This window comes from Micromonospora sp. NPDC007230 (genome assembly GCF_042869115.1).
GTDB lineage: Bacteria > Actinomycetota > Actinomycetes > Mycobacteriales > Micromonosporaceae > Micromonospora.
This window is the reverse complement of the sequence record NZ_JBIAFE010000009.1, coordinates 223866-249369: the sequence shown is the minus strand read 5'-3', so window position 1 is coordinate 249369 and position 25504 is coordinate 223866. Positions and strand designations below refer to the sequence as shown.

Here is a 25504-nt window from a genome sequence, read left to right as displayed (position 1 = left end):
CGGCCACGTCAGCTTCCCTTCTGCGGTACGACCTGGAAGTACACGGCCGTGACGATGAAGTTCAGCGCGAACAGCAGCATGAAGGTGATGACGACGCTCTGGTTGACCGCGTCGCCGACACCCTTCGGGCCGCCTTTGGCGGTCATCCCCTTGTAGGAGGCGACCAGCGCGGCGGTGGCCCCGAACAGCAGCGCCTTGACCTCGCCGACCAGCAGGTCGGGCAGTTGCCCGAGGGCCTGGAAGCTGGCCAGGTAGGCCCCCGGGGTGCCGCCCTGCAGGAGGACGTTGAACGCGTACCCGCCGGTGACGCCGACGACGCTGACCAGGCCGTTGAGCAGGACGGCGACCAGCATCGAGGCGAGCACCCGGGGCACCACGAGGCGGTGGATCGGGTCGATCCCGAGGACCTGCATGGCGTCGAGTTCCTCGCGGATCTTCCGGGAGCCCAGGTCGGCGCAGATCGCCGAGCCGCCGGCGCCGGCGATGATCAGGGCGGTGACGATCGGGCCGGCTTCGCGGACCACGGCGAGCACCGAGGCGGCGCCGGTGAACGACTGCGCGCCGAGTTGGCGGACCAGCGAGCCGAGTTGGAGGGCGATGACCGCACCGAACGGGATGGAGACCAGGGCGGCCGGGAGGATGGACACCGAGCTGATGAACCACGCCTGCTGGACGAACTCGCGTACCTGCACCGGCCGCCGGCCGAGCCCGCGCAGGGTGTCCAGACAGAACGCGAAGAACTCACCGGAGCGGCGGACGGCCGCGGTCGGGGCGCTCATCGGGCCACCTCCCGGCCGTGCCTGCCCGGGTCGTCGGTGAGGTGTGCCGCCAGGTCGATGGTCGGTCGCTCCACCGGCCGGAGGCCCTCGAACGAGCCGGGCGGCGGGGTGACGCCGTGCTCGCGGCACCACTGCCCGGGTGGACGCTCGGCCCGGCGGGGCAGCCCGTCCGACGGCTGCAGTTGCAGTGGGATCGGCGGCAGCGGCGGCAGTTCCACCCCGGACTCCGCCTCGGCGGCCAGTTCGTCGGCGTCCTTCTCCTCGGCCATGCCGATCGGCCCGATCCGCTGGGCGTTGAGGAACTGCCGGACCACCGGTTCGGTGCTGGACAGCAGCATCTCCCGCGGCCCGAACATGGCCAGGTGCCCGTGGTAGATCAGGCCGATGTTGTCGGGCACCGTGCGGGCGGTGTTGATGTCGTGGGTGACGATCAGGAAGGTCGCCTCGGTGCGCTGGTTGAGGTCGATGATGAGCTGGTTGAGATAGGCGGTGCGCACCGGGTCCAGCCCGGAGTCCGGCTCGTCGAAGAGGATGATCTGCGGGTCGAGCACGAGCGCGCGGGCCAGGCCGGCCCGTTTGCGCATGCCGCCGGAGATCTCGCCGGGCAGCTTCTTCTCGGCTCCGACCAGGCCCACCATGTCCAGCTTCTCGGTGACGACGGCCCGGATCTGGGACTCGGACATGCGGGTGTGCTCGCGCAGCGGGAACGCCACGTTGTCGTAGATGTTCATCGAGCCGAACAGGGCGCCGTCCTGGAACAGCACGCCGAAAAGCTTGCGTACCTCGTACAGCTCGCGTTCGGACAGCCGCGGCAGGTCCTTGCCCTCGATCAGGATGGCACCCCGGTCGGGCCGCAGCAGCCCGACCAGTGTCTTGAGGAAGACCGACTTTCCCGTGCCGGAGGGTCCCAACAGGACGGAGATCTCCCCGGCGGGCAGGGTCAGGGTGATGTCCGACCAGACCGGCTGCCCGCCGAACGACTTGGTCAGCCCTTGCACGGCGACCTCGACGCCCACTGGTCCCTCCCCTCTCCGTCGCTGCCTGACACATCGGCGCGACCGTGGAGAACGCAACAAACTTCTTTCCGGCGTGGGTTCGTCACAAACCGTGAGCTAGGAAAATTGAGCAAGGCTCGATAGCGTGCCGGTAACCCGCCGGTAATGAAGGTGCCTCGCGAGCTCATGACAGTGATCCAGCAGCCAGATCTCGTCCGCCGGGCCGCCGCGGGCGACCCGGCGGCGACCGCGACACTGCTCACCGACGTGCGCCCCGGTTTGGTCCGTTACTGCCGGGCCCGCCTGGGGAGGGTCGGCGGGGCGTACACCACCGCGGACGACGTGGCCCAGGAGGTGTGCGTGGCGGTGCTGCGCGCGCTCCCCCGCTACCGCGAGCAGGGTGTCCCGTTCGCCGCCTTCGTCTACGGGATCGCCGCGCACAAGGTCGCCGACGCCCAACGCGCGGCCATCCGGGACGCGGCCGTCACCCCCACCGACGCCCCGCTGGATCAGCCCGACGCCGCGCCCGGGCCGGAGCAGCAGGTGATGGCCACCGACCTGGCCCGGCGGCTGTCCGCCCTGCTGGACCGGCTGCCCGACGTCCAGCGGGAGATCATCCTGCTGCGGGTCGCGGTGGGCCTGTCCGCCGACGAGGTGGGCACCATCGTCGGGATGACGGCGGCGGCGGTACGGATGGCCCAGTCCCGCGCACTCGCCCGGCTCCGTACCCTTGCCGGGGGTTCCCTGGACGAGGTGGCAGCATGAGCGGGCGGACGCCGGACGGCGGCGAGGCGGTGGATCTGGACATCCTGGCCCGCGACGACGCGCTGCTCGACGCGCTGGGACGGGGCGAGCTGATGCCGGCCGGGGACGAGTTGGCCGAGTTGCTCGCCGCCTGGCGGGCCGACATCGCCGACGGCGTCCCCGAACCGGCCGAGGTCCGTCCGGCGGCGCCGGCCGAGGACCCGGTCGAGCCCACGCCACTTCCGGTACGTCCGGCCCGGACCAGGCGACCCCGCCCCTGGGCGGTGCGTCTCGCGGCGGCCGCCGTCGCGCTGCTGGCCCTGGCGTCCGGGCTCGGGATCAGCAGTCGCGACGCCGAGCCGGGCAGTCCGCTGTGGTCGCTGACCAGGCTGCTCTACCCGCAGCAGGCGGAGATACGGGACGTCGAGGACACGATCACCCGGGCCCGCACGGCCCTGACCGAGCGGCGGTTCGACGAGGCCCAGGAACTCGTCGACCAGGCACACGGCGAACTCGACCAGGTCACCGACCCGGCGAGCGCAGCCCGACTGCGCGGCGACCTCGACGTGCTCGGGCGGGACCTCACCGCGGAGCGGGCAAAGCTCCTGCCCACCGCCGTGCCGATCTCCCCCATGCCCGGCGTCGTCCCGACCACCCCGGCCACTCGCCCCAGCACCGGCACGGTGGCTCCGCCGCCCGGGCCGTCCCAGCCGCCGGCCTCGACCACGCCGGGCGGCGCCGTGAGCGACGGCGGCAGTCTGCTGCCGCTGCCCAAGCCGCCGCGGCCGCCCTCGCCCAGCCTCTCGCCCCTGTTGCCTGGGCTGCCCGGGCTGCCGCTACCCACCGGTGGCCTGCTCGACTGAGCAAGGTCCGGCGAACGGCCGCCCGTGGCCCCGGCCTGAGCGCGGGGGGCCACCGGCGGCGGACGCCCGGCCCACACCAGCACCAGCCAGCCGACGACCCCGGCCCAGGCGAGTCCGGCCGCGATCCGGCGCAGCCCGATCAGGGCGGCGAGCTACCGGTATATGCGCTGTCCCGGTCAGCGCTGCGGTCGGTGCCCGTCCCCCTCGGCCGCCGCGGCGACGCCCTCCGTGGTCGGGCCGAGCGCCTCGGCCGGTTCTGCCCGCCCCGGCCCACCGGGCGCCGCCTGCTCGCGGGTGCGCCGCCCGTACTCCTGGAAGAACTGCAGCAGCTCCACCGGGAACGGCATGACCAGCGTGCTGTTCTTCTCCGCGGCCACGTCCACCACCGTCTGCAGCAACCGCAACTGGTACGCCCCAGGCGTGTTCGCCATCGCCCGCGAGGCGTCGGCGAGCCGGCGGGAGGCCTGGAACTCACCGTCGGCGGCGATCACCCGCGCGCGCCGTTCCCGCTCCGCCTCGGCCTGCCGGGACATCGACCGCTTCATCCCCTCGGGCAGCGACACGTCCTTGACCTCGACCCGCTCGATGAGCAGGCCCCACGGCTTCTCGGTGGGCGCGTCGATGACCGCCTTCAGCTCGGCGTTGATCTTGTCCCGGTCCCGCAGCAGGGTGTCGAGGTCGGCCTTGCCGATCACCGACCGCAGCGCGGTCTGCGCCACCTGGAGCACCGCCGCCGGATAGTCCCGCACGTTGACCAGGGCCTTCACCGGGTCGACCACCCGGTAGTAGACGACCGCGTCGACGGTGAGCGTGACGTTGTCGCGGGTGATGACGCCCTGCGCCGGCACCCCGATCACCGTGGTCTGCATGCTGACCCGCACCATCCGGTCCGCGACCGGGATGATCAGGTGGAACCCGGGTTGGCGGATGCGCTCCAGCACCCGGCCGAAGCGGAACACGACACCGCGCTGGTACTGCTGCACCAGCCGGACGCTCAGCGACAGCACGATCAGCGCGAGCACGACGACGATCACCACTGCGACGATGGCGGCGACTGCCATGGTCCCCCTCGATCCCGGAGGCGCCCGCCTCCCGGCGCCGGGCCTACCCGTTCCGGCGCCGTTCAGTCCTGCCGGATCGCGGCGGAGACCCGCCGGATTCACCCGATCCGGTACGGCGCCGCCGCCGACTCGTCGAACCGCAGCCCGTGCCCGGGCACGGACAGGTCGGGCCGCAGCAGGCCGCCCGGCTCGGGCGTGACCGTGCCCTGGAACAACATCGACTCGATGCGGACGTGGTCGTGGAACCACTCCAGGTGCCGCAGGTTGGGAGTCGCGGCGGCGACGTCGAGGTGCAGGTGCGGGCCGCAGTGGCCGGAGAGCTGGAGGTTGTCCGCGGCGGTCACCGCGGCCACCCGCTGCCACTCGGTGATGCCTCCGCACCGGGACACGTCCGCCTGCAGGCAGTCCACCGCGCCGGCCCGCACCATCGCGGCGAAGTACGGCAGGTGATAGCCGTACTCCCCGGCGGCCACGTCGGGCAGGACGGCGTCGCGCACCTGCCGCAGGCCGGCCAGGTCGTCTGAGGAGACCGGCTCCTCGTACCACCGCACGTCCTGGTCGGCCAGCGCCTGCCCCACCCGGATCGCCTGTTTGCGCTGGTAGCCGCCGTTGGCGTCGACGTAGAGCTCGGCGTCCGGGCCGATGATCTGCCGCGCCGTGCCGACCCGGGCCAGGTCGCGTTCGACGCGGGTCCCCCACGACTCGCCGATCTTCATCTTCACCCGCGGGATGCCCAGCTCGTGCACCCAGTGGGTGAACTGGGCGCGCAGCTGCGCCTCGTCGTAGGTGGTGAAGCCGCCACTGCCGTAGATCGGCACGGTTTTCCTGGCCAGGCCGAGCAGCCGGGCCAGCCGGATCCCCAGCAGGCGGGCCTTGAGGTCCCACAGCGCCACGTCGACCGCGGAGATGGCGTAGGCGGCGACGCCGGGGCGGCCCACGTTGCGCACGGCCGCCTGCATGGCCTGGTAGCTGCCGGGGACGTCGAGCGCGTCGCGCCCGGTCACCACCCCGGCCAACAGCTCGGTGACCAGCTCGCCGGCGGCGGCCGCCGCGTACGTCCAGCCAGTGCCCACCTCGCCGCCCGCGCTGACCTGGACCAGCACCAGCGTGGTGGCGCTCCAGGCCGCGGTGCCGTCCCCTTCCGGGGCGTCGGTGGGGATCCGGTACGCCCCGGCGGTCACCCGGTCGACCACGGAGTCACCCCGCACGGCAGGCCTCCCGACGCGGTGGGACGGCAGGACCTCGGTCCACGCGCCGGGGGGCCAGGGCTGCGGAGGTGATGCGCTGCATGAATCGGAGATACCGCGGATCGCGGGAAGCAAACCCCCGCCGGCGCCGCCCCCGGCGTCGCCCGACGGGCTGCCGGCTTGCTGGAATGATGGCGGGATGCAATCACCCGCCGGCGACACCGAAACGGCGGCCGTCGAGGCGCTGATGGCGGCCAGCCGCGCGTTCGTCGGCCTCGCCGCCCGCTCACTGGCCGGCCTCGACGCCGAGGTCACCCTGCCGCAGTTTCGGGCGTTGGTCGTGCTGGCCACCCGGGGACCCCAGCGCGCCGTCGACATCTCCGCCGAACTCCAGGTCGCCCCGTCGACCGGCACGCGGATGTGTGACCGTCTGATCCGCAAGGGCCTGGTCCGCCGGTCCCGCTCCACCAGCGACCGCCGCGTGGTCCGGCTACGGCTCACCCCCGCCGGGCTGGCCCTGGTGCAGGAGGTGATCCGTCGGCGGCGCGCGGAGCTGTGGCGGATCGTCGCCGCGACCTCGGCGTACTGGCAGCCGACGGTGACCGAGGCGCTGACCGCGTTCGCCACCGCGGCGGGTGAGCTGCCCGAGCAGGAGTGGTGGCTGGGCTTCGCCGCGGCGGACAGCCCGGCGGAGGCCGAGGCCTGACCGCGCCGTCTAACGGTCATGCGTCAGAACCTGGCCGAGATGCTGGCACAGTGCAATGATGGCCTTATGCAAGCGATGCGGTGACAGCATCGACCATCGTCACGACCAGTGACGGGAGGCGCGCCATGGACCGCGACGGACACCACGAGGTCGCCCGGATCGACGACACGGTCACCCCGGACACCCTGCACGAACGGGCCGAGCGGGTCGCCGTGCCCGACTTCGACTACCTCACCCAGTTCATCGAGGCGGTCGCGGACGGGCTCACCCCGCACCCTGCCAGCCCGACCAGGCGAGGTTGACCCGCCGCCGCCCCGGCCGGCGGACATCGGCCAGGGCGGCTGACCGGAGTGGGCTGCGCTCAGGCGGCGTAGCGGGCGGCGAGGTCGACGACCCGGCGGGCGGCGGCCACCATGGCCCGGTCGGCGAACCGCCCGTCGGGCAGCACCACGGTGCCGGAGTCGCGGGTCTGCGCCTCGGCGATGGCGGCGAGCAGTTCCCGGGCCCGGGCCACCTCGCGCTCGGCCGGGCGGAATGCCGCGGCGATGACCGGGAGCTGTCGTGGGTGGATGGCCGTCCGGCCGAGGAAGCCGAGCCGCTGGCCGGCGGCGCAGGAGGCGGCCAGCCCGTCGAGGTCGGCGACGTTCGGGTACACCGACATGGCCGGCGGCGGCAGCGCGGCGGCGCGGGCCGCGACGACGATCCGGCCGCGGGCCCAGAGCAGGCCGTCGTCGCCGCCGACGCCCAAATCGGAGCGGAGGTCGGCCTCGCCGAGGCCGAGCGAGGCCACGCCCGGGTGGGCGGTGGCGATCCGGTACGCGGATTCCAGCCCGACGGCGGACTCGATCAGCGGGTGCAGCGGGGTGTCGACCCGGGTGGCGACGGCGGCGACGGCCGCCGGGGACTCCACCTTGGGCAGGCGCAGGCCGGCCAGCCCCGGTTTACCGGCGACGGCGGCCAGGTCGGCGTCGACGTCCGGGCCGGTCAGTTCGTTGACCCGCACCTGGACCGGCACCGGCGACGGTTCGGCGAGGAACTCGGCGACAGCGTCCCGGGCGTACGCCTTGCGGCCGGCGACGACGGCGTCCTCCAGGTCGAGGATGACCGCGTCGGCGCCGGAGGCGACCGCCTTGGCGAACCGGTCCGGCCGGTCGCCGGGCACGTAGAGCCAGGTCAGCAGCATCAGATCACGCCCCGCTCGCGCAGCGCGGCCAGGTCCGCGTCGGTCAGGCCGAGCGCCCGGAATACCTCGTCGGTGTCCTGGCCGTGCCGCCGGCCGACGTGCCGGATCTCGCCCGGGGTGGCCGACATCCGGAACGGGACGTTCTGCATGCGGACCTCGCCGAGGTCGTCGTCGGGGACGGCGACGACGGTGCCGAGCGCCGCGTACTGCGGGTCGGCGAGGATGTCCCGGACGTCGTAGACGGGCGCGACGGCCGCCTGGGCCGCCTCGAAGGCGGCCACCACCTCGTCCCGGTCCCGTTGTGCCACCCAGCCGGCGACGGCGGCGTCGAGTTCGTCGGCGTGCGCGGCCCGGCCGCTGCCGGTGGCGAACCAGGGCTCGTCGACCAGCTCGGGGTGGCCGACGAGGCGGATGACCCGCTCGGCGATGCTCTGCGCGCTGGTGGAGACGGCCACCCAGCGGCCGTCCGCGCACCGGTAGGTGTTGCGCGGGGCGTTGTTGTTGGACCGGTTGCCGAGCCGGGGCTGCACGTAGCCGAGCTGGTCGTACCAGGTGATCTGCGGGCCGAGCATCGCCATGATCGGTTCGATGATGGCCAGGTCGACCACCTGGCCCCGGCCGGTCAGGTCGCGGCCACGCAGGGCCAGCATGACCGCGTACGCGGCGGCGAGCGCGGTGACCGAGTCGGCCAGGCCGAACGGGGGCAGGGTGGGCGGCCCGTCGGGTTCCCCGGTGGCGGCGGCGAAGCCGCTCATCGCCTCGGCGAGCGTGCCGAAGCCGGGCCGGGGTGCGTAGGGGCCGACCTGGCCGAAGCCGCTGATCCGGGCGATCACCAGGCGTGGGTTGACCGCGTGCAGGCCGTCCGGGCCGAGGCCCCAGCGTTCCAGGGTGCCGGGGCGGAAGTTCTCCACCAGCACGTCGGCGTCGGCGAGCAGCCGGCGCAGCAGTTCGGCGCCCTGCGGGTCGGACAGGTTGAGCGTGACGGTGCGCTTGTTGCGGCCGAGCACCTTCCACCAGAGGCCGACGCCGTCCTTGGCCGGGCCGTGCCCGCGGGACGGGTCGGGCTTGGCCGGGTGCTCGACCTTGACCACGTCGGCGCCGAAGTCGCCGAGGAAGGCGGCGGCGAGCGGGCCGGCGAAGAGGGTGGCCAGGTCGACCACCTTGACGCCGTGCAGCGGGGCGGGCGCGGTCATGGCGTTCCCTTTGCCGGTTCGACGGCGGCGAGGAACACGTCGCCGTTGCCGAGGGCGGCGCCGCCGGTGGGCGTGCCGGCGGTGCGGCCGCTGACCAGCAGCCGGCCGTCGGGGGCGAGGGTGGCGTAGACGTTCTCCTCGCCGAACGGGTCGGCCGCGTCGTCGCGGGCGGTGCCGTACTGCGCGACGGCGAGCTGCCGGCCGCGGGCGTCGAGGCGCAGGGTGAGCACGTCCGCCCCGCCGGCCGGCACGCCGAGCGTGCTGCCGGTGAAGCCGACCACCGCGAGCGAGCCGTCGGCCAGGGCCAGAACGTCGGTGCCGGCGTCCGCGCCGCGCCCGCCGGTGACGGTCCGCCAGCGCTGTGCGCCCTTGCTGGTGTACGCGACGGTCAGCACGTCGCCGGAGGTGGCGCCGGTGGCCACGACCTGCCCGGTACCGGTGACGGTGACGCCGCCGAGCAGGTCGTCCCCGTCGCCGCCGGCGACGGTGAGCCAGTCGCGGGTGCCGTCGGGGGTGAACCGGGCGAGCCAGCCGTCGGCGCTGCCGAGCGGGGTGGTGTCGGGCAGGGCGGCCGAGGTGCCGCCGGCGACATAGACGCCGTCGGGGCCGACGGCGACGGCGTACGCCTTGTCCTCGCCGGGGCCGCCGAACTGGCGGGTCCAGGCGAGCGTGCCGTCCGGGGCGATCCGGGCGAGCACGGCGTCCTTGTCGCCGGCGTTGGTGCCGCCGAACGCGCCGCTGGTGTAGCCGGCGACGTACGCGCCCCCGTCCGGGGCGGCGGCGAGGGCGTAGAAGCGGTCGGCCTTGGCCGGGTCACCGGCCTGGGTGAGCCAGGCGCGCTGCCCGGTGGCGGTCAGTTTCGCCACGAACCCGTCGTCCGCCGGGCTGCCCGGGTGCCGGCCGTCGAGGTCGCCGCGGGTGTAGCCGGCGGTGAGCACGCTGCCGTCGGGCAGCGGCACGGTGCCGTAGAGCCGGTCGTTGGCGGCGGTGCCGAACTGGGCGGTCCAGCGGGCGGTGGTGCGGTCCGCGGCGAGCCGGGTGAGCACGGCGTCGAGGCCGCCGGCGTACGGCTGGCCGGCGACGCTGCCGGACGCCGCGTAGCCGAGGGTGACGTCGCCGTTGGGGTGGGCGGCGACCCCGCCGGCCCAGTCCGCGCCGGGGGTGCCGTGCAGCGGGGCGGGCAGCCCGGCGGGCGGGGTGACGCTGAGGGTGGCGGCGAGGTGCGTGAGACCGGCGCCGAAGGCGGGGCGCCAGACGTCCCAGTCGTGCCCGCCGTCGAGGACGCGGAACTCGGCGGCGATGCCGTCGGTGCGCCGGACGGTGTTGTAGAGGGTGGCGGCTTCGTAGTCGAGGTCGTGGACGGCGTCGGCCGGGTCCGGGTTGGGCCATTCGTCGTCGCCGACGGCGATGAACATCCGGACCGGGGATTCCGGGTCGACGCCGGGGAGCAGGGCCGGGTAGTTCAGCCGCCGGTAGACGTTGTCGGAGAAGAGCTGGTCGCCGGCGCCGAAGGCGCCGAACTCGCGGGCCGAGGAGTCGGCCGGCGGCAGCGGCCGGTAGACGGCGGGGCTGAGCACCAGCGCGTTGGCGAAGAGGTCCTGGTGGGCGAGGGCGTAGCGCAGCGCGCCCGCGCCGCCCATCGAGTAGCCGCCGATGAGCCGGGCGTTCCGGTGCGCGGCGGTGCGGTAGGTGGCGTCGACGTGGGTGACGAGGTCGCGGGTGAGCGCGGTCTCCACGGGGCGGCCCGGGTTGTCGGCGCCGGTGTACGCGGAGTCGACGTACCAGCTGCCGCGGCTGCTCCACGGGGCGTCGGGCAGCACGGCGATCACCGGTGGCACCTCCCCGTCGGCGATCAGCCGGTCGAGGTCCGACTTGATGCGGGTCCACGCCTGCATGGTGTCGCCGCGCCCGTGCAGCAGGTACAGCACCGGGTAGCGGGTGGTGGCCTGCGCGGGGTCGCGGTAGCCGTACGGGAGGTAGACCGTGTAGTCGATGCTGCCGCCGAGGGCCGGCGAGGGCGCGGTGGCGGTGCTGAGCGTGCCGGCGGGATCCTTGGCGGCGACGGCGGTCTCCGGCGCCAGGCCGGTGAGCCCGACGGCGGTCAGCAGGGCGACGAGGATGGCGCCGGTGCGCCACGTTCTGCTCATCGGGGGGCTCCTTCGGCGGGCAGGTCGGCGGCGCAGCGGAAGCCGATCGAGTCGGAGCGGGTGAGGCCGGCGCCGGTGAGCAGCAGCTTCACCGACACCTCGGGCGGTTGGGGGCCGCCGTCGAGATACCAATCGGAGCCTTCCGCCCGGTACGCGCAGCCGCCCTTGAGGATGACGAACCGGGTACGCCCGTCGGAGTGTTCACTTTCGGTCAGATTCCAGACCAGGGGTGCCCGGCGCGCGAGCAGTCCCGCCTCGGCGGCGACCTGCCATTCGTCCTCGGTGGGCAGCCGCAGCCCGGCCCAGTCGGCGTACGCGCGGGCGTCGGCGAGGTCGACGCCGGTGACCGGGGCGTCGGCGGGTCCCTGCCCGGCGGTGAACCGTTCCGGCCGGACCGGCCGGTAGCCGGTGGCGGCGAGGAAGCGGGCGTACTGGCCGTGGGTGACCTCGTGGGTGTCGATGGCGAAGCGGCCGAGCCGGACCGGGCGGCGCAGGGTGCCGGTGTGGTGCAGTCGGGGCGGCAGGGGCTTCCACTCGTCGACGTAGGGGGCTTCGCCGTACAGGCCGGTCTCCCGGACGCGGTGGCGGACGGTCAGCTCGCGGTGGCCGCCGTCGACGCAGACCATGCCGTCGGGCAGGGCCGCGAGGGGCGACCACGGGGTGCGGGTACGCACGGCGGCGCGGGCCGGGAAGGACGGGTCACCGGTCGGCGGCTCGTGCCGGTCGACGGGGGTGTCGGTGGCGACCACCGCGGCGATCGCCCCGGCGGGCAGCGGCCCGCCGACGGCGACCCCCCCGTCCTCGAGTTCGGTGACGGTCAGCTCGGCGCCGGTGACCAGGTCGACGAAGCGGCCGGGACGGGGCTCGGTGAGCAGCCAGGGGCCGTCGTGGTCGGCGCCCCGGTTGACCACCGTCCACAGGGGCTGGCCGTCGTGGGTCCAGCGGGACGCGTACACCTGGCCGGTGCCGGGGTGATCGGCGAGCGGGATCCAGTCCTCGGCGCGCAGCCACGCCGCGTGGCTGGCCTGCACCCGCCGCATGGCGCGCAGCACGGCCTTGTCCCGGTCGTTCCAGCCGACCCAGACGCCGAAGACGCTCTCCCAGATCAGCACGCCGCAGCCGTTGAGCCAGGCGGAGTGCAGCTCGTCGAGGTGGCTGCGGTGCCAGCGGCGGGTGTGGTGCAGGATGTGCCGCCGCTCGAACCACTTGGCCCGCAGCACGCCGGGCACGTCGGAGTCGGCGAACCACTGCGCCCAGGACATGGCGTGGTCGGCGATCCGGGCCAGCGGCACCCGGCTCTCACCCTCCAGGACCAGGCCGGGGCGAACGGCGTCAAGGGTCTTGCGCAGCTCGCCGGCGCCCTCCTTGAGGGTGTCCAGGAAGACCCCGTCGACGCCGAGGGCGGCGGCCAGCGCGGCGACCTCCTCGGCGTCGGTGCCGGGCTGCCGCCTGGTGCCGGTGTCCCAGGGGTTGTAGTCGACGAACACCCGGACGCCGTGGGCCTGGAACTGGCGGACCACGTCGGGCAGCTCGGGGACGTCCCGGTACCAGTCGAACTGGTTGCGCGCGTCCAGCCCGATCACCGGGTACGCGTGCCAGAGGACCACTCCGTCGAAGCCGCCGAAGTCGCGCCGCGCCGCGTCGAGAAACGCGTCCACGGTGAATTCGCCCCGGTCGTGGTCGTAGAGGGTCTCGTCCCACAGCCAGGCGAGGCAGACGGTGAAGCAGTCGCCGGTGATGTCGTCGTAGTGCTCGCCGGTGTAGGCGAGCCGGGCCCGGGCGTCGGCCCGCCAGCGGGTGAGCTGGTCGCGCCAGGCGGGCCAGTCGGCGGGGTGGCCCGGGGCGGCGAAGATCTTCGCCTCGTCGAGGGTGGCCAGGTCGGCGTGCGCCCCGAGCGGCACCTCGGTGGGCCGGTCGATGGGGCGCGGGACGTACGGGTTGAAGCTCACGCCGCCGCCTCCCTGCGGTCGGCGCCGACGCGAGGCTCCACCGCACTGAGTTTGATGGTTCGCTCGCTACGCTCGTTCACTCTTCCGCTCCGTAGGTCGCGGCGTGCAGGGTGTCGATGGCGGCCCGGTCGGGCAGCGCGGGGGACGCGCCGGGGCGTTGGGCGCAGGCCGCCCCGGCGGCGCAGGCCCAGCGCAGGACGGCCGGCGCGGTGGCGGCGGTGAGGGTGCCGCCGCGTTCGGCGAGGGCGACCGCGAGGGCACCGGTGAACGCGTCGCCGGCCGCGGTGGTGTCGACCGCCTCGATCGCCGGCGCGGGCACCTGCAGGCGGGTGCCGTTCCGGTCGGCGTAGGCGGCGCCCCGGGCGCCGAGGGTCAGCACCACCCGGGGTACCAGGGCGACCAGCGCGTCGAGCAGGGCGGCGGGCTCGTCGATGAACAAGCCGGCGACGACGGCCGCCTCGTGTTCGTTCACCACCAGCACGTCGACGAGGTCGAGCAGCTCGACGGGGAGCGGGCGGGCCGGGGCGGCGTTGAGCACCACGGTGGTGGCGTCGGCGCGGGCCCGGTCGGCGGCCTGGGTGACGGCCGCCAGCGGCACCTCGAGCTGGAGCAGCAGCACGTCGCCCGCGCCCACCGCCGCCCGGTCGGCGGGGTGCAGGTCGGTAAGGGTGGCGTTGGCGCCGGGCGCGACGACGATGCAGTTCTCCGCGGCGTGGTCGACGGCGATCAGCGCGACGCCCGAGGGCGCGTCGACGGTGCGCAGGCCGCCCACGTCCACGCCGGCGGCGGTCAGGTTGTCCCGCAGCTGCGCCCCGAAGTCATCGGCGCCGACCGCGCCCACGAAGGCGCAGTCCGCGCCGGCCCGGGCGGCGGCGACCGCCTGGTTGGCGCCCTTGCCGCCGGGCACGGTGCGGAAGCCGTCACCGAGCACCGTCTCGCCGGGCCTGGGCAGCTGCGGCGCGGTCACCACCAGATCCAGGTTGGCGCTGCCCACCACGACCACCCGCGCGGTCACGCCGCACCCCGGTGGGCCAGGGCGAGCGTCCGGCCGGCCAACTCGTCGAAGCGGACGCCGTCGAAGCCGGCGATGCTGCTGGCCAGGCGGTTGCGCAGCGGGGCGACCCAGCGCCCGGGCAGGGCGGACGCGCCGGTGAGCGCCCCGGTGACCGCCCCGACCGTCGCGCCGGTGGAGTCGGTGTCCCAGCCGCCGGAGACCACGGCGCAGATGGACCGTTCCAGGTCGCCGCGCCCGTACGCGAGGGCCGCGGCGACCAGGGCGGCGTTGTTGCGGACGTGCACCCAGTGCAGGTGCCCGTGCCGGGCGTAGAGGGTGTCCACAATGTGCTCCCAGTCGTCGGTGCCCGCGCCGAGGGCGCGTGCCTCCCGGATCGCGGCGGTGAACCGGCTGTCCGGGGGCAGCACCGACTCGCCCGCGTCCAGCACCTCGTCGATGCTGGTGGCGACCGGTGCCGCCGCGGCGAGGGCGGCCACCCAGATCGCCCCGTACGCCCCGGCCCGGACGTGGCTGACGGCGGCGTCCCGCCAGGCCGCCTCGGCGGCGCGGTCGGGGCGGCCGGGGTTGGTCCAGCCGTACACGTCGGTGCGGATCTGCGCGCCGATCCACTCCCGGAACGGGTTGTGCCGGCGGGCGGTCCGCGGCGGGGTGAGGCCGAGCAGCAGGTTGCGGTAGGCGACCCGTTCGGCGGTGAAGACCCGCCCGGCGGGCAGCCAGTCCAGCCAGGCCTGCGCCACGTCGGCGCTGGTGAAGTCCGGCCCGTACGTCTCCAGGATGCGCAGCGCGAGCAGCGCGAAGTTGAGGTCGTCGTCCTCGGGCATGCCGGCGATGTTCTCGGCCAGGCTGGTGGGGGCGCTGCGCCGGTTCCACGGCCAGCGGGCGGCGACCTCGGCGGGCAGCCCCTGCGCGGTGAACCACCCGCGCAGGGGCCACCGGCCGGTGGCGGAGAGGATCTCCCGGATCCCATGACGGGGGATCTTCTCCACCGGCTTGCCGAGCAGGCAGCCGGCGGCCCGGCCGAGCCAGGCGCCGTGCAGCCGGTCCCGCTCGACCGTGGTCGGCAGGTGCCAGGCGCTCGGCCAGGTCGCGCGGACCGCGTCGAGGTCGTCGGGCTCGTGCGCGGTGTCCGGTCCGGGCCGCGCGTCGGCGGCGTCGAGCAGGTCGACGGCGAGGGCGCGCAGCCGCGGCGACGCCGGCACGGGCGAGGCGCCGCTGACCGGGGCGGTGACGTCACCACCGGCCGCCGCCCACCGGTCGGCGAGGTCGGTGACGTCGCGGCCCTCGTCGCGGCTCGCGGCCAGCTCGTGCGGCAGCAGGTCCTCCGGCTGCACCCAGGTCAGCCGTAGCCCGTCGCTCATGCCAGACCGCCGAAGCGTTCGGCGCGGCGGGCGAACCGCTCCCGGTCGCGGTCGAAGACCTCGGTGGCCACCTGGGCGAGGACCCGGGCGGGCTCGACCAGGTCGGTGCGGGACGCGGAGGCGACCGCCTGCGACCACTCGGCCGGCACGGCCGCGGCGCCGCCGAGCGCCCCGGCGATCGCACCGGCCATGGTGGCGGTGGAGTCGGCGTCGCGGCCGTAGTTGACCGCACCCAGCACCGCCGCCCGGTAGTCGCCGCCGGCCACCGCCAGCATGCCCAGCGCCACCGGCAGTTCCTCGATGGCGTGCAGCCGGCTGGGCCGGCGGGCGCCCAGGCCCGGGTTGCGGTACTCCTCGCCCACCGTGTCGTAGGGCGCGACGGCGGCGCGCAGCGCGGGGATGGCCACCTTCCAGTCGTCGTACCCGCGGGCCTCCTTGACCACCGCGTCGACGGCGGCGCGGGTGCCGTCGCGGGCCAGGTCGAGCGCCGCGGCGATCACGTCGTCGACGCCCGCGCCGGGTGCCGCGGCGGCGGCGACCGCGGCGGCGAAGACCGCCGCGGCCTCCCGCCCGTAGCTGTGCTGGTGTGCCCCGGTGAGCTCCACCGCCTCGGCGTACGCCCCGGCCGGGTCGCCGGCGTTGACGATGCCGACCGGGGCCACGTACATGGCGGCGCCGCAGTTGACGATGTTGCCCACGCCGGCCTCGCGGGGGTCGGCGTGCGCGTGGTGCAGGCGGGTGACCAGCCACCGTTCGGCCGCGGCCAGCCGGTGGAAGGTCACCCCCTCCCGCTCCAGGTCCGGGAGGTACACCACCCGCTCGATCAGGTCGGGGACGAGCAGTTCCGCCACGTCGTACGCGTCGAGGTGGTCCCGTTTGGCCGCGTACGCGCGGACCAGGGCGTGGGTCATCAGTGTGTCGTCGGTGATGTGCCCGTCGCCCTTGTGGTACGGCGCGAGTGGCCGCGCGGTGGCCCAGTCGGCGTGGTACGGGGGCACGATCCCCTCGACCCAGCCGCCGAAGCGGGCGCGGATCTGCTCCGGCAGGGCTGTCTCGGTGGCCCCGCCGAGGGCGTCGCCCACCGCGGCGCCGACCAGGCAGCCGACCGACTTGTCGAGCAAGAGTGACATGGTTACCTCAGCACCTGCTTGCCCCCGTCGACCAACTGCGTGCCGAGCTGGTCCAGGGTGATCTTGTTGGCGAAGTACTGCTGCAGTGCCGGGGTGGCGTACTTGGTCTTCCACTCCGGGTAGCCGTCGACCTTCTGGAACGGCGCGACGGTCAGGTCGGCGGCGCTGTCCGCGGCGACGTCCCAGCCCTGCTTGCCGCCGGTGGCCTTGACCAGCTCCTGGTTGGCCTGCTTGCCGGTGGGCACCAGCCAGTCACCCTTGGCGAGGGTGGCCATGTTGGTGGGGTTGAGGAACCACTCCAGGAACTGCGCGGCCTGCTTCTTGTGCTTGCTGTCCTCGGAGATGGACAGCGTCTGCGGGTTGGCGGCCTGCTTGCTGGACAGCCCCTTGATCGGCGGGAGGGTCACCCACTCGAAGCCGGCGGGGGCCTGCTCGACCATCTGCTGGCGCAGCGAGACCGAGCCGGGGAGCATGGCGTACTTGCCGCCGAAGAAGCCGGGCAGGGTGTCCGCGCCGCTCATGCCGAGGGCCTCCGGGGAGGCGGACTTGGCGGTGTAGAGCATGTCATGGATCCGCTTGGGCACCTCCTTCTCCGGGTCGCCGACCTTGACCTCGGTCTTGCCGCCGTCGGTGTAGAAGAACTTGCCGTCGTAGTTCAACGCCAGGTTCATCACCCGGTTGGTCGGCGACTTCAGCGCCCAGGCCACGCCGTACTGGCCGGGCTTGGTGAGCTTCTGCGCGTTGGCCTGGAACTCGTCCCAGGTCCAGCCGCCGTCGGCCGGCGGGACGGTGACGCCGGCGGCGTCGAGCAGCTTCTTGTTGGCGATGACGACCTGCGACTCAAGCAGGAACGGCACCCCGGTGACCTTGCCGTCGAACGTGACGGTGTCCCAGACGCCCTGGTCGATCTGGCCCTTGAAGTCGTCGCTGAGCAGCTTCGAGACGTCGGCCAGGTAGCCCTGCTTGGTGAACTCGCCGATGGCGGATGCCTCGTAGTGCACGATGTCGGCGGCGTCGCCGCCCTCGAACGAGGTGACCAGCTGGTCGTGGATCGAGTTCCAGTCGCCCTGGACGTACTCGACCTGGATGTCCGGGTGTTCGCTGTTCCACTTGGCGACCAGGTCCTTGTTGGCCTGCAGCGACTCCTTCTGCCAGGCCAGGCTGAGGAAGCGCAGCTTGACCGGGCCGGACGACGCCTCGTCCTTGCCGCCGCCGTCACCGCAGGCGGTGAGGGCGCCGAGGCCGACGACCGCGACCGCGGTGGCCGCGGCGAGCCGACGGAATCTGCTTCGGAGCATGGGGGTTTCCTCCTTGGTGGTGGGTGGGGGGATGGGGTTCAGCCCTTGACCGCGCCGGCGAGCGACCCGGACGAGAGCCGGCGTTGCATGAACGCGAAGAAGATCAGGCTGGGCAGGGTGGCGAGCAGGGATCCGGCCGCGAGGGGGCCGAGCCGGGCGGTGCCCTCGATGCCGACGAACCGGGCCAGGGCGACCGGCAGGGTCGCCAGCTCGGGCGTCTTGACCAGCACCAGGGCGAAGAAGAACTCGTTCCAGGCGGAGATGAAGGAGAACAGCGCGGTCGCCACGATGCCCGGCGCGAGCAGTGGGAACACCACCCGGCGCAGCACCTGGAGCCGGCTGGCGCCGTCGACGGCGGCCGCTTCCTCCAGGTCGCGGGGGATGTTGCGGACGAAGCCCTGCAGCATCCACAGGGCGAACGGCAGCGCCCAGACCACGTAGATCAGCACCAGCCCGGCGTGCGTGTTGGCCAGCCCGACCTGCCGCAGGATCAGGAAGATCGGGATGATCAGCAGTACGAACGGGAACAGCTGCGACAGCAGCACCCAGCCGAGCGCGACGGTGCCGAGCCTCGTGCGGAACCGGGCGAGGGCGTACGAGGCGGGCAGCGCGACCAGCACGGTGAGCACCGCCGAAGCGAGCGACACCTGGAGGCTGTTCAGCGCTGCCCGGCCGAGTTGCTGCTCGGTGAAGGCCTGCACGAAGTTCTGCAGGGTCGGGTTGCTGGGGATCAGCGTGGGGTGCAGCTGGACCAGTTCCCGGGGCGGCTTGAACGCGGTGGAGAGCAGCCAGACCAGCGGGAACCCGAGGAAGACCAGGTAGCCGGTCAGCGCGAGATATTGCAGCGTGCGCCCGGTGCGGCTCGGCTTTCCGAACATGTCAGTTCGCCTCCCTCAACCGGCGACGCAGATAGACGGCGAGCAGCGCCACGATGATCACGACCATGACGTTGCCGAGGGCGGCGGCGTAACCGTAGTTGCCGTAGCGGAACGCCTCCTCGTAGGCGAAGAGCATCGGCAGCATCGTCTTGCCGCCCGGCCCGCCCGCGGTGAGCACGTAGACCAGGCCGAACGAGTTGAAGTTCCAGATGAAGTCCAGCGAGGTGATCGCCACGATCACCGGCGCGATGGCGGGCAGGGTGACGTTGCGGAAGCGGTGCCAGGTGCTGGCACCGTCGACCGCGGCCGCCTCGTGCAGCTCGCGCGGCACACCCTGCAACCCCGCCAGGAGTACGACGGTGGTCTGCGGCATGCCGGCCCAGACCCCCACCAGGATCACGGCGGGCAGCGCGGTGCTGAAGTCGCCGAGCCAGTTGGTGCGCAGCCCGTCGGCGCCGATGCGGTGGAAGAACTCGTTCAGCAGGCCGGCGTCCGGGTGGTAGACGAGCTTCCACAGGATGCCGACCACCACCGGCGGCATCGCCCACGGCACCACGGACAGCACCCGGGCCACGCCGCGGAAGCGCAGCTGCTGGTTGAGCAGCAGGGCCAGGCCGAGGGCGAGCAGGAACTGCAGCACGGTCACGCCGACGGCCCAGAGCAGGCCGATCTTGAAGGAGTTCCAGAACAGCTCGTCGCCGAGGAGCTCGCGGTAGTTGGCCAGCCCGGTGAAGCTGATCTCGACGTGGCGTCCGGCGCGGGCGTCGGTGAAGCCGAGGTAGATGCCGCGCAGCAGTGGGAACACCGACAGCACCACGATCGGCAGCAGCGACGGGAGCAGCAGCAGGTAGATGCCCATCCGGTCGGACCGGGACCGGGCCACCCGCGGCCCGTCGGCGGGGGCGACGTCGGGCCGCTCGGCCAGGGTGGTCATGCCGTCACCTCCGGGGTACGCGGTGCGGCCAGAGTTACGCCGGTCGCGGGCCCGGTGGCGCTGGAGGCGCGGACGGCGAGGCTGGGCGCGACCTGTTCCCGCCGGGGCGGCAGGGTCGGGTCGGCGATGCGTTGCAGCAGCAGCTCGGCGGCGCGCCGACCACGTTCGGCGGAGCCGAGGGAGACGCTGGACAGCTGCGGGAACATCATCCGGGCCAGCTCGGTGTCGTCCATGCCGACCAGCGCGACGTCCTGCGGGACGCGGTGGCCGGCGGCGAGCAGGGCGTGCAGCGCGCCGACGGCGATCAGGTCGTTGGCGCAGACCAGCGCGTCGGGGCGGGCCCGGGCGAGCAGCCGTTCGGTGGCTGCGCGGCCGGCGGCGTACTGGAAGTCGCCGACCTCGACGAGGCGCTCGTCGAGGTCGATGCCGTGGGCGGCCAGGGCGGCCCGGAAGCCGGCGTCGCGGGCGGCGCCGGGGACGGTGTCGAGCGGGCCGTTGACGAACCCGATCCGCCGCCGCCCGGCCGCGACCAGGTGGTCGACCGCAAGCCCCACACCGGTACGCGAGTCGGTGCGCACGTTGTCCACCGGCGCGTCGGCGCCGAGCTGGCCGACCACGACCACCGGCACGGGGCTGTCGACCAGCGCGGCGAGGTGGTCGTCGGTGACCCGGATCGGCGAGACGATCATCCCGTCGACGTAGCGGTGGGCGAGCCGGCGCAGCAGCGCGGTCTCGTTGGCGATCTGCCCGCCGGTGGCGTGCACCAGCAGTTGCCGGCCGGAGGCGGCGACCACCGACTCGATGGCCCGCATCATCTCGACGTAGACCGGGTTGCCGATGTCCTCGACGGCGAGCGCGATCAGGCCGGTGCGCTGCGACTGGAGTGAGCGGCCGATGGCGTTGGGAACGTAGCCGACCTCGGCCGCCGCCTCGCGCACCTTGCGGATGGTCTCCGGGCTGCCGCCGACGCCGTTGAGCACGCGGGAGGCGGACGCGATGGAGACACCGGCGCGGGCGGCGACGGTGTGGACGGTGGGACGGCCGTCGGCCGGCTCCTGTAAACGTTTACGACCCACGCCCGGCACCTCCACCTGTCTGCTGTAAACGTTTCCGGGAGTCTGCGCCGAGCCGGCGATCAGGTCAAGGGCTCGTTACGAAAACGTTTCCAATCACGCTGAGCTGCGATGGCAGGCCGGGTCCAGAACGAGTTCGGGCTGGAAGCCGTGGTGGCCAGGCCACGGCATCGTTGCGCCCGCGTGTCCCTACCTCTTGCGCCCACACCTTGACTGATGGGACCCGTGTGTCGAACCAGTGGCATTCAGCATGCCGAACGGTTCACGAAAATTGCTGGAACCGGGAGCTTCCTGCGGACAGGAGAAGGTGTGAGCGCAACACTGCGAGCCCGAATTCGCGCGGGGGACGCTGCCGCCTTCGGACAGGTATTCGACGAGCATGCGGCAGCCGTCTACCGGCATGCGGTGCGGGCCGACGGTCACACCTCGGACGCGGAGGACGTCGTGTCGCTGACGTTCCTGGAAGCGTGGCGGCTCCGCGCCACGCTGCGGCCCGACGGTGACAGTCCGCTTCCCTGGCTGCTGGGCATCGCGACGAATGTACTGCGCAACCGACGCCGTGCGACCCGACGGCATCGGGCGGCCCTGCTGCGGATCCCGCCGGCTGCCGCAGTCCCAGACGTCGCCGAGGAGGTCGTCGGCCGGATCCACGATGCGCGGCAGTTGGCCGCAGCCGCGGCCGCATTACGTCGGCTACGCAGGGCGGAGCGGGAAGTGTTTGTGCTCTGCGTGTGGTCGCAGCTGAACTATTCGGCCGCCGCCGAGGCTCTCGGCATACCCGTCGGCACGGTGCGGTCACGGTTGTCGCGGGCCCGCACCCGGTTACGCGCGCTGGTCGAGGTGGAGATGTCGCGCACGGAAGTGCGGAACTCGGCGGTGCGGCCAGGACAGGAACAAGGCGGGCCGCACGGCACGGCTCTGTATGAGGCAGGAGGTTCCCGATGACCACGCCACCCCGCAGGACCGAAGTCAACGACCTCGCCGAACTGATCACGCTGCTACCACCGCCGGGCAATCCAGGACTGCCGGATCGCCGCCTACAGGACCTGAAAGGGCACTTGATGAGCGAGATCCAGCATGCGGCTGCGGTTCGGCCGCAGATCCGGGGCCGCCGCCGGCTGCTCATCGCGGCATCGGCCGCGGCGAGCGTGTTGGCTGCGGCGCTCGCGGCCGGTGTTGTCATGCGCCCTTGGGAGCGGGCAGGCCAGCCCGCGCCGATCATTCAGGTGTTGCAGGGCGATGCGAGCGGCGCGGGCGCTTTCTTGAACCGGGTCGCGCTGGTGGCGGCCGCAAAGCCGCAGGAGCCGGTCGGGGCGGGTCAGTACATCTACATCAAGAGCCGAATCGCCTACTCCATACTCGGCGACGGCCCACGGCGGCTGGACAACCTGCACGACCGGGAGATCTGGATTCCACAGTCACCCGGGGGCCACGGCAGGCTTCACGAGGCTGGCCGGCCATCGGATCTCGGCATCACCACGTCTAACGAAGAGATGGTCGACCTGCCGAGCGACCCAGACCTGCTGCTCAAGAAGATCTACGCCGACACCCGAGGGCAGGGCAACAGCCCGGACGGCGAAGCCTTCACCACCATCGGTGACCTCCTGCGTGAGTCGCTCATGCCACCGAAGATCAGTGCGACCCTCTACCGGGCGGCGGCCAAGATCCCAGGCGTGGTGCTCGTGCCTGACTCGGTCGACGCCGCCGGACGCCACGGTGTCGCCGTTGCACACGTTGAGTTCGGCGAACGCACAGAGTGGATCTTCGACAAGACCACCTATGAATACCTCGGCGAGCGCAGCTATCTGGTCGAGGACACCAGCGACGGCAAGGCAGGCATGCTCACCGCCACCACCGCCGTCATCACCCGGGCCGTGGTCGACCGGGCAGGCCAACGCCCATAGCCGTTTCACAGCGCGAGGGCCAACCTCGACCAACCGCCAGTGCTGAACCCCAACTGGCCACCACCACACCGCGACGGCGACAGGCCGCTGGACTCTCCTCCAATATCGCCGGATAGCAATCCTCGTACAGGCGATATGCCTCTGAGGCATGTTCATGCCCCAGAGGCATATCGCTTTCAGGCCCCCTCGCGGGGATGACGACACGCCGCACAGCAACACGCAGACGCGGACGCCACAGCCAATCCGGGCAGCCACGCCCGCCCGAGTTGACCATACTGGGCCACATTCGACCCTCCACCTGGGGCGCTGATCGATTCTTGTCGCCGTCAACCTCTAGCGCGACACCCGCTGTTGGCAATATCCTCCGTCCCACGCGCGGCTCTTGAAGTTCCTTTTCATGCCCTGGTCCTTGCCCGGCCGCGGAGGAGACGACATGCACTTCAACCACCCTGAGCTGGACCGCCGCACCCTGCTGCGGGCCGGATTCGGCGCCGCCGCGGTCGCGGTCGTCGGGAGCGAACTCGCGTTCCCGGCCGCCGCGCAGGCCGCGCCCGGCGCGAACCTCGACTGGATCATCAGCTGCGACGAGTGGGGCGCGCGCCCCCCGGCGGACCCGCTGTCGATCAGCGCCATCGCCACCAACAAGATCATCGTGCACCACATGGCGTTCCCGAACAGCACTGACTACTCCGAGGAGCACGCCAAGCAGCTGGCCCGCGACTGCCAGGACCTGCACATGGACGGCAACGGGTGGTCGGACACCGGGCAGCACTTCACGGTCAGCCGGGGCGGGCACGTCCTGGAGGGCCGGCACGGCAGCCTGGAGCGGCTCCAGGCCGGCGACCGGCAGATGATCTCGGCGCACTGCCCGGGCGAGAACGGCCGGGCCATCGGCATCGAGAACGAGGGCACGTACGTCACCGACACGCCGCCCCGGGAACTGCTCGACTCGCTGGTCAAGCTCTGCACCACCATCTGCCAGCAGTACGGCCTGCACGCGCACGACATCTTCGGCCACTGGGACTTCCGCGCCACGCTGTGCCCCGGTGCGATGTTCTACCGGGAATTCCCCACCCTGCGCCGCCGGGTCTTCGCCGAGCTCGGCACCAACCTGGCCGACGTGCCGGCCCGCCGGTGGCCGGACATCTGGCGGTTCGTCGGCGGCCCGGTGGTCCGCGTCGCCCAGTACCTGCTCACCTTCCGCGGCTACACCGTCCCGGTCAACGGCGTCTTCGACGCCGCCACCGTCGCCGCCGTGCAGGACTGGCAGGCCCGCAACGGCATCCCGGTCGACATCGACGCCACCCTCACCGCGCCGACCTGGGAGACCCTGGCGCCTGAGCTGGACAAGGACGCGACTGGCATCCCGGTCACCGCGGTGCAGTTCATGCTCAACTCCAAGGGCTACGCCGACGTGGCGATCACCGGCGAGTACGACTACGTGACCAAGAAGGCCCTGAAGGACCTGCAGCACCTGCACGGTCTGGACCCGAACGGCAAGGTCAGCACCACCACCTGGTGTGCGCTGGTGGGGGGTGTGGTGCGGCAATCCTTCCAGCAGGACTGACGTACCGGCGGGGAGAGCGGTGGGGGTGGCAACGGCGCCACCCCCGCCGCGTCCGTTTCGGTACGACTCGCCCAGCACACGTCGTTGTCCCTGTCGCACCTGGCTGCGACGATGACCCTCGTCAAGGACGAAGGAGGGTCGCACAATGGCGTCTCGGCTCAACCCGTACCTCAGCTTCCGCGACAACGCGCGGCAGGCCATGGAGTTCTACCAGAACGTGTTCGGCGGCAACCTGACGCTGAGCACCTTCGGCGAGGCCGGCAACCCGGATCCGGCGGTGGCCAACCAGGTCATGCACGCCATGCTGGAGACCGACCGGGGGTTCACCCTGATGGCCTCCGACACCCCGCCGGAGATGGAATACAGCCCCGGCAACAACATCTCGATCAGCGTGAGCGGGGACGACGCCGACGAGCTGCGCGGCTACTGGAAGCAGCTCGCCGAGGGTGGCACGGTCTCGGTGCCGCTGGAGAAGCAGATGTGGGGCGACGAGTTCGGCATGTGCGTGGACCGGTTCGGCATCGGCTGGATGGTCAACATCGCCCAGCCGCAGGCCTGACCCGGGCAACGGCGGCTGCGCGAGCGTCCCGCCGTGCCGGCCACGACGCGCGGGCCGGCCCGCCGAAGGGACTTGAGGCGCTGAGGTCCGGCAGGAGCGGCCGGTCGTGCGCGCCGGCGGGACGGCCCGAATACGATCACCAGGTGGCCGGCGTCGACGACATCCCCCGCGACCGGGCGCGACGATGAGCGGCGCGGCGACAGGTGGCGGCACGGTGCCGATCGGGCCGACCCTGGTGGTCGCCCTCACCGGGCTCACCCTGGCCGGTGCCGTGGTGCTGCGGCTGTCCGGGCTCGGGCGGGCGCGGGCCGTGCTGGGCGCGGCGGGCCGGGCCACCATCCAGCTCGGTGCCGTCTCGCTGATCATCGTCGCGGTGCTGCGGGCGTGGTGGAGCACCGCCGCGTTCATCCTGCTCATGTACGTGGTCGCCAGCGTCACCGCGGGACGGCGGATCGGGCCGGCCGTCCCGCGCCGGGTCGCGGCGCTGGCCATCGCGGTCGGGGTGGTGCCGAGTCTCGCCGTACTCCTGGCCAGCCGGGCCCTGCCCGCGACGCCGCTGGTGGTGCTGCCGACGGCCGGCATCCTGATCGGCGGGGCGATGACCGCGGCGAGCCTGGCCGGCCGGCGGACCCTCGACGAGCTGCGCACCCGGCACGGCGAGTACGAGGCGGGGCTGGCCCTGGGGCTGCTCCCCCGCGACGCCGCGCTGGAGATCTGCCGGCCGGCTGCCGGGCAGGCTCTCATCCCGGCGCTGGACCAGACCCGCACGGTCGGGCTGGTCACCTTGCCGGGCGCGTTCGTCGGTGTGCTGCTCGGCGGGGCGGGCCCGCTCCAGGCCGGGGCGACCCAGCTGCTCATCCTGATCACCCTGCTCGCCGTGGAGGCGGTGGCGATCGCCCTCGCCGTGGAGTTGCTCGTCCGCCACCAGGCGCGGATCCAGCCGTGAGGCCCCGGCGGGCACGTGTACCGGCCGTCCGACCG

24 protein-coding genes are annotated in these 25504 nt (G+C 73.1%); 9 read left to right on the top strand and 15 right to left on the bottom strand.

Annotation, left to right across the window (positions count from 1 at the left end; genetic code table 11):
- Nucleotides 1-8: 8 nt before the first annotated feature.
- Together ACFYML_RS15730 and ACFYML_RS15725 are read right to left on the bottom strand one after the other, a co-directional pair.
- Nucleotides 9-779 carry an MlaE family ABC transporter permease gene (locus ACFYML_RS15730; RefSeq protein WP_387421281.1) on the bottom strand — a complete coding sequence of 257 codons (771 nt, stop codon included), beginning with the start codon at nt 777-779 and terminating at the stop codon, nt 9-11.
- A complete protein-coding gene (locus ACFYML_RS15725) occupies nt 776-1795 on the bottom strand; it encodes an ABC transporter ATP-binding protein (RefSeq protein WP_387421279.1) in 1020 nt (339 codons plus the stop codon). Before ACFYML_RS15725 ends, ACFYML_RS15730 begins: the two co-directional genes overlap by 4 nt.
- Nucleotides 1796-1960: 165 nt before the next feature.
- Between ACFYML_RS15725 and shbA the strand changes: the two genes are divergently transcribed.
- The gene (gene shbA / locus ACFYML_RS15720; protein ID WP_387421278.1) at nt 1961-2539 is read left to right on the top strand and encodes an RNA polymerase sigma factor ShbA; all 579 of its coding nucleotides are present in this window, start codon (nt 1961-1963) and stop codon (nt 2537-2539) included.
- Nucleotides 2536-3381 (top strand): anti-sigma-D factor RsdA, encoded by an 846-nt coding sequence (locus ACFYML_RS15715; protein WP_387421277.1) that lies wholly within the window; start codon nt 2536-2538, stop codon nt 3379-3381. Before shbA ends, ACFYML_RS15715 begins: the two co-directional genes overlap by 4 nt.
- Nucleotides 3382-3557: 176 nt before the next feature.
- Here ACFYML_RS15715 and ACFYML_RS15710 read toward each other — a convergent pair whose 3' ends face one another.
- Together ACFYML_RS15710 and ACFYML_RS15705 are read right to left on the bottom strand one after the other, a co-directional pair.
- Nucleotides 3558-4442 carry an SPFH domain-containing protein gene (locus ACFYML_RS15710; RefSeq protein ID WP_387421276.1) on the bottom strand — a complete coding sequence of 295 codons (885 nt, stop codon included), beginning with the start codon at nt 4440-4442 and terminating at the stop codon, nt 3558-3560.
- A 98-nt stretch (nt 4443-4540) separates the two neighbouring features.
- The gene (locus tag ACFYML_RS15705; RefSeq protein WP_387421275.1) at nt 4541-5650 is read right to left on the bottom strand and encodes an enolase C-terminal domain-like protein; all 1110 of its coding nucleotides are present in this window, start codon (nt 5648-5650) and stop codon (nt 4541-4543) included.
- A gap of 178 nt (nt 5651-5828) precedes the next feature.
- Between ACFYML_RS15705 and ACFYML_RS15700 the strand changes: the two genes are divergently transcribed.
- Nucleotides 5829-6335, top strand: coding sequence for a MarR family winged helix-turn-helix transcriptional regulator (locus ACFYML_RS15700; protein WP_387421274.1), 507 nt, complete (start codon nt 5829-5831; stop codon nt 6333-6335).
- Between the two features lie 125 nt (nt 6336-6460).
- Nucleotides 6461-6637, top strand: a complete 177-nt coding sequence (locus tag ACFYML_RS15695; RefSeq protein ID WP_387421273.1) for a hypothetical protein — start codon at nt 6461-6463, stop codon at nt 6635-6637.
- A 59-nt stretch (nt 6638-6696) separates the two neighbouring features.
- Here the strand turns inward: ACFYML_RS15695 and ACFYML_RS15690 are convergent, their stop codons facing one another.
- The 11 genes from ACFYML_RS15690 to ACFYML_RS15640 form a co-directional block, all read right to left on the bottom strand.
- Nucleotides 6697-7518 (bottom strand): HpcH/HpaI aldolase/citrate lyase family protein, encoded by an 822-nt coding sequence (locus tag ACFYML_RS15690; RefSeq protein WP_387421271.1) that lies wholly within the window; start codon nt 7516-7518, stop codon nt 6697-6699.
- Nucleotides 7518-8711: a CaiB/BaiF CoA transferase family protein gene (locus ACFYML_RS15685; RefSeq protein ID WP_387421270.1), complete on the bottom strand. Its 1194-nt coding sequence runs from the start codon at nt 8709-8711 to the stop codon at nt 7518-7520. The genes ACFYML_RS15690 and ACFYML_RS15685 overlap by 1 nt, the downstream gene beginning before the upstream one ends.
- Entirely contained in the window at nt 8708-10858 is a 2151-nt protein-coding gene (locus ACFYML_RS15680) for an alpha/beta hydrolase-fold protein (protein ID WP_387421269.1), read from the bottom strand. Before ACFYML_RS15680 ends, ACFYML_RS15685 begins: the two co-directional genes overlap by 4 nt.
- On the bottom strand, nt 10855-12807 hold the full coding sequence (locus ACFYML_RS15675; RefSeq protein WP_387421268.1) for a formylglycine-generating enzyme family protein: 1953 nt from the start codon (nt 12805-12807) through the stop codon (nt 10855-10857). Before ACFYML_RS15675 ends, ACFYML_RS15680 begins: the two co-directional genes overlap by 4 nt.
- 76 nt (nt 12808-12883) lie before the next feature.
- Entirely contained in the window at nt 12884-13822 is a 939-nt protein-coding gene (locus ACFYML_RS15670) for a ribokinase (RefSeq protein ID WP_387421267.1), read from the bottom strand.
- Entirely contained in the window at nt 13819-15180 is a 1362-nt protein-coding gene (locus tag ACFYML_RS15665) for an ADP-ribosylglycohydrolase family protein (RefSeq protein WP_387421266.1), read from the bottom strand. Before ACFYML_RS15665 ends, ACFYML_RS15670 begins: the two co-directional genes overlap by 4 nt.
- Complete coding sequence (locus ACFYML_RS15660; protein WP_387421265.1) at nt 15177-16310, bottom strand: ADP-ribosylglycohydrolase family protein; 1134 nt, start codon at nt 16308-16310, stop codon at nt 15177-15179. The genes ACFYML_RS15665 and ACFYML_RS15660 overlap by 4 nt, the downstream gene beginning before the upstream one ends.
- A 2-nt stretch (nt 16311-16312) precedes the next feature.
- Nucleotides 16313-17608: an ABC transporter substrate-binding protein gene (locus ACFYML_RS15655; protein ID WP_387421264.1), complete on the bottom strand. Its 1296-nt coding sequence runs from the start codon at nt 17606-17608 to the stop codon at nt 16313-16315.
- Nucleotides 17609-17646: 38 nt separating this feature from the next.
- The gene (locus ACFYML_RS15650; protein ID WP_387421263.1) at nt 17647-18486 is read right to left on the bottom strand and encodes a carbohydrate ABC transporter permease; all 840 of its coding nucleotides are present in this window, start codon (nt 18484-18486) and stop codon (nt 17647-17649) included.
- Between the two features lies 1 nt (nt 18487).
- Nucleotides 18488-19420 carry a carbohydrate ABC transporter permease gene (locus ACFYML_RS15645; protein ID WP_387421261.1) on the bottom strand — a complete coding sequence of 311 codons (933 nt, stop codon included), beginning with the start codon at nt 19418-19420 and terminating at the stop codon, nt 18488-18490.
- Nucleotides 19417-20496, bottom strand: coding sequence for a LacI family DNA-binding transcriptional regulator (locus ACFYML_RS15640; protein WP_387421260.1), 1080 nt, complete (start codon nt 20494-20496; stop codon nt 19417-19419). Before ACFYML_RS15640 ends, ACFYML_RS15645 begins: the two co-directional genes overlap by 4 nt.
- Before the next feature lie 306 nt (nt 20497-20802).
- Here ACFYML_RS15640 and ACFYML_RS15635 point away from each other — a divergent pair, with 306 nt between their 5' ends.
- The 5 genes from ACFYML_RS15635 to ACFYML_RS15615 all read left to right on the top strand — a co-directional run bounded on the left by ACFYML_RS15635 (nt 20803) and on the right by ACFYML_RS15615 (nt 25469).
- Nucleotides 20803-21438, top strand: coding sequence for an RNA polymerase sigma factor (locus ACFYML_RS15635; protein WP_387421259.1), 636 nt, complete (start codon nt 20803-20805; stop codon nt 21436-21438).
- Complete coding sequence (locus tag ACFYML_RS15630) at nt 21435-22397, top strand: CU044_5270 family protein (protein ID WP_387421258.1); 963 nt, start codon at nt 21435-21437, stop codon at nt 22395-22397. Before ACFYML_RS15635 ends, ACFYML_RS15630 begins: the two co-directional genes overlap by 4 nt.
- Nucleotides 22398-22830: 433 nt before the next feature.
- Nucleotides 22831-23964, top strand: a complete 1134-nt coding sequence (locus ACFYML_RS15625) for an N-acetylmuramoyl-L-alanine amidase (RefSeq protein WP_387421257.1) — start codon at nt 22831-22833, stop codon at nt 23962-23964.
- A gap of 145 nt (nt 23965-24109) precedes the next feature.
- Entirely contained in the window at nt 24110-24523 is a 414-nt protein-coding gene (locus ACFYML_RS15620; RefSeq protein ID WP_387421256.1) for a VOC family protein, read from the top strand.
- A 214-nt stretch (nt 24524-24737) separates the two neighbouring features.
- The gene (locus ACFYML_RS15615) at nt 24738-25469 is read left to right on the top strand and encodes an ABC transporter permease (RefSeq protein ID WP_387421255.1); all 732 of its coding nucleotides are present in this window, start codon (nt 24738-24740) and stop codon (nt 25467-25469) included.
- Nucleotides 25470-25504 lie beyond the last annotated feature (35 nt).

What these genes read in the sequence shown, in the direction of transcription:
- ACFYML_RS15730 (WP_387421281.1), bottom strand. Translation starts at nt 779, where the DNA reads ATGAGCGCCCCGACCGCGGCCGTCCGCCGCTCCGGTGAGTTCTTCGCG.
- shbA (WP_387421278.1), top strand. Translation starts at nt 1,961, where the DNA reads ATGACAGTGATCCAGCAGCCAGATCTCGTCCGCCGGGCCGCCGCGGGC.
- ACFYML_RS15715 (WP_387421277.1), top strand. Translation starts at nt 2,536, where the DNA reads ATGAGCGGGCGGACGCCGGACGGCGGCGAGGCGGTGGATCTGGACATC.
- ACFYML_RS15710 (WP_387421276.1), bottom strand. Translation starts at nt 4,442, where the DNA reads ATGGCAGTCGCCGCCATCGTCGCAGTGGTGATCGTCGTCGTGCTCGCG.
- ACFYML_RS15700 (WP_387421274.1), top strand. Translation starts at nt 5,829, where the DNA reads ATGCAATCACCCGCCGGCGACACCGAAACGGCGGCCGTCGAGGCGCTG.
- ACFYML_RS15695 (WP_387421273.1), top strand. Translation starts at nt 6,461, where the DNA reads ATGGACCGCGACGGACACCACGAGGTCGCCCGGATCGACGACACGGTC.
- ACFYML_RS15690 (WP_387421271.1), bottom strand. Translation starts at nt 7,518, where the DNA reads ATGCTGCTGACCTGGCTCTACGTGCCCGGCGACCGGCCGGACCGGTTC.
- ACFYML_RS15685 (WP_387421270.1), bottom strand. Translation starts at nt 8,711, where the DNA reads ATGACCGCGCCCGCCCCGCTGCACGGCGTCAAGGTGGTCGACCTGGCC.
- ACFYML_RS15680 (WP_387421269.1), bottom strand. Translation starts at nt 10,858, where the DNA reads ATGAGCAGAACGTGGCGCACCGGCGCCATCCTCGTCGCCCTGCTGACC.
- ACFYML_RS15665 (WP_387421266.1), bottom strand. Translation starts at nt 15,180, where the DNA reads ATGAGCGACGGGCTACGGCTGACCTGGGTGCAGCCGGAGGACCTGCTG.
- ACFYML_RS15660 (WP_387421265.1), bottom strand. Translation starts at nt 16,310, where the DNA reads ATGTCACTCTTGCTCGACAAGTCGGTCGGCTGCCTGGTCGGCGCCGCG.
- ACFYML_RS15655 (WP_387421264.1), bottom strand. Translation starts at nt 17,608, where the DNA reads ATGCTCCGAAGCAGATTCCGTCGGCTCGCCGCGGCCACCGCGGTCGCG.
- ACFYML_RS15650 (WP_387421263.1), bottom strand. Translation starts at nt 18,486, where the DNA reads ATGTTCGGAAAGCCGAGCCGCACCGGGCGCACGCTGCAATATCTCGCG.
- ACFYML_RS15645 (WP_387421261.1), bottom strand. Translation starts at nt 19,420, where the DNA reads ATGACCACCCTGGCCGAGCGGCCCGACGTCGCCCCCGCCGACGGGCCG.
- ACFYML_RS15630 (WP_387421258.1), top strand. Translation starts at nt 21,435, where the DNA reads ATGACCACGCCACCCCGCAGGACCGAAGTCAACGACCTCGCCGAACTG.
- ACFYML_RS15625 (WP_387421257.1), top strand. Translation starts at nt 22,831, where the DNA reads ATGCACTTCAACCACCCTGAGCTGGACCGCCGCACCCTGCTGCGGGCC.
- ACFYML_RS15620 (WP_387421256.1), top strand. Translation starts at nt 24,110, where the DNA reads ATGGCGTCTCGGCTCAACCCGTACCTCAGCTTCCGCGACAACGCGCGG.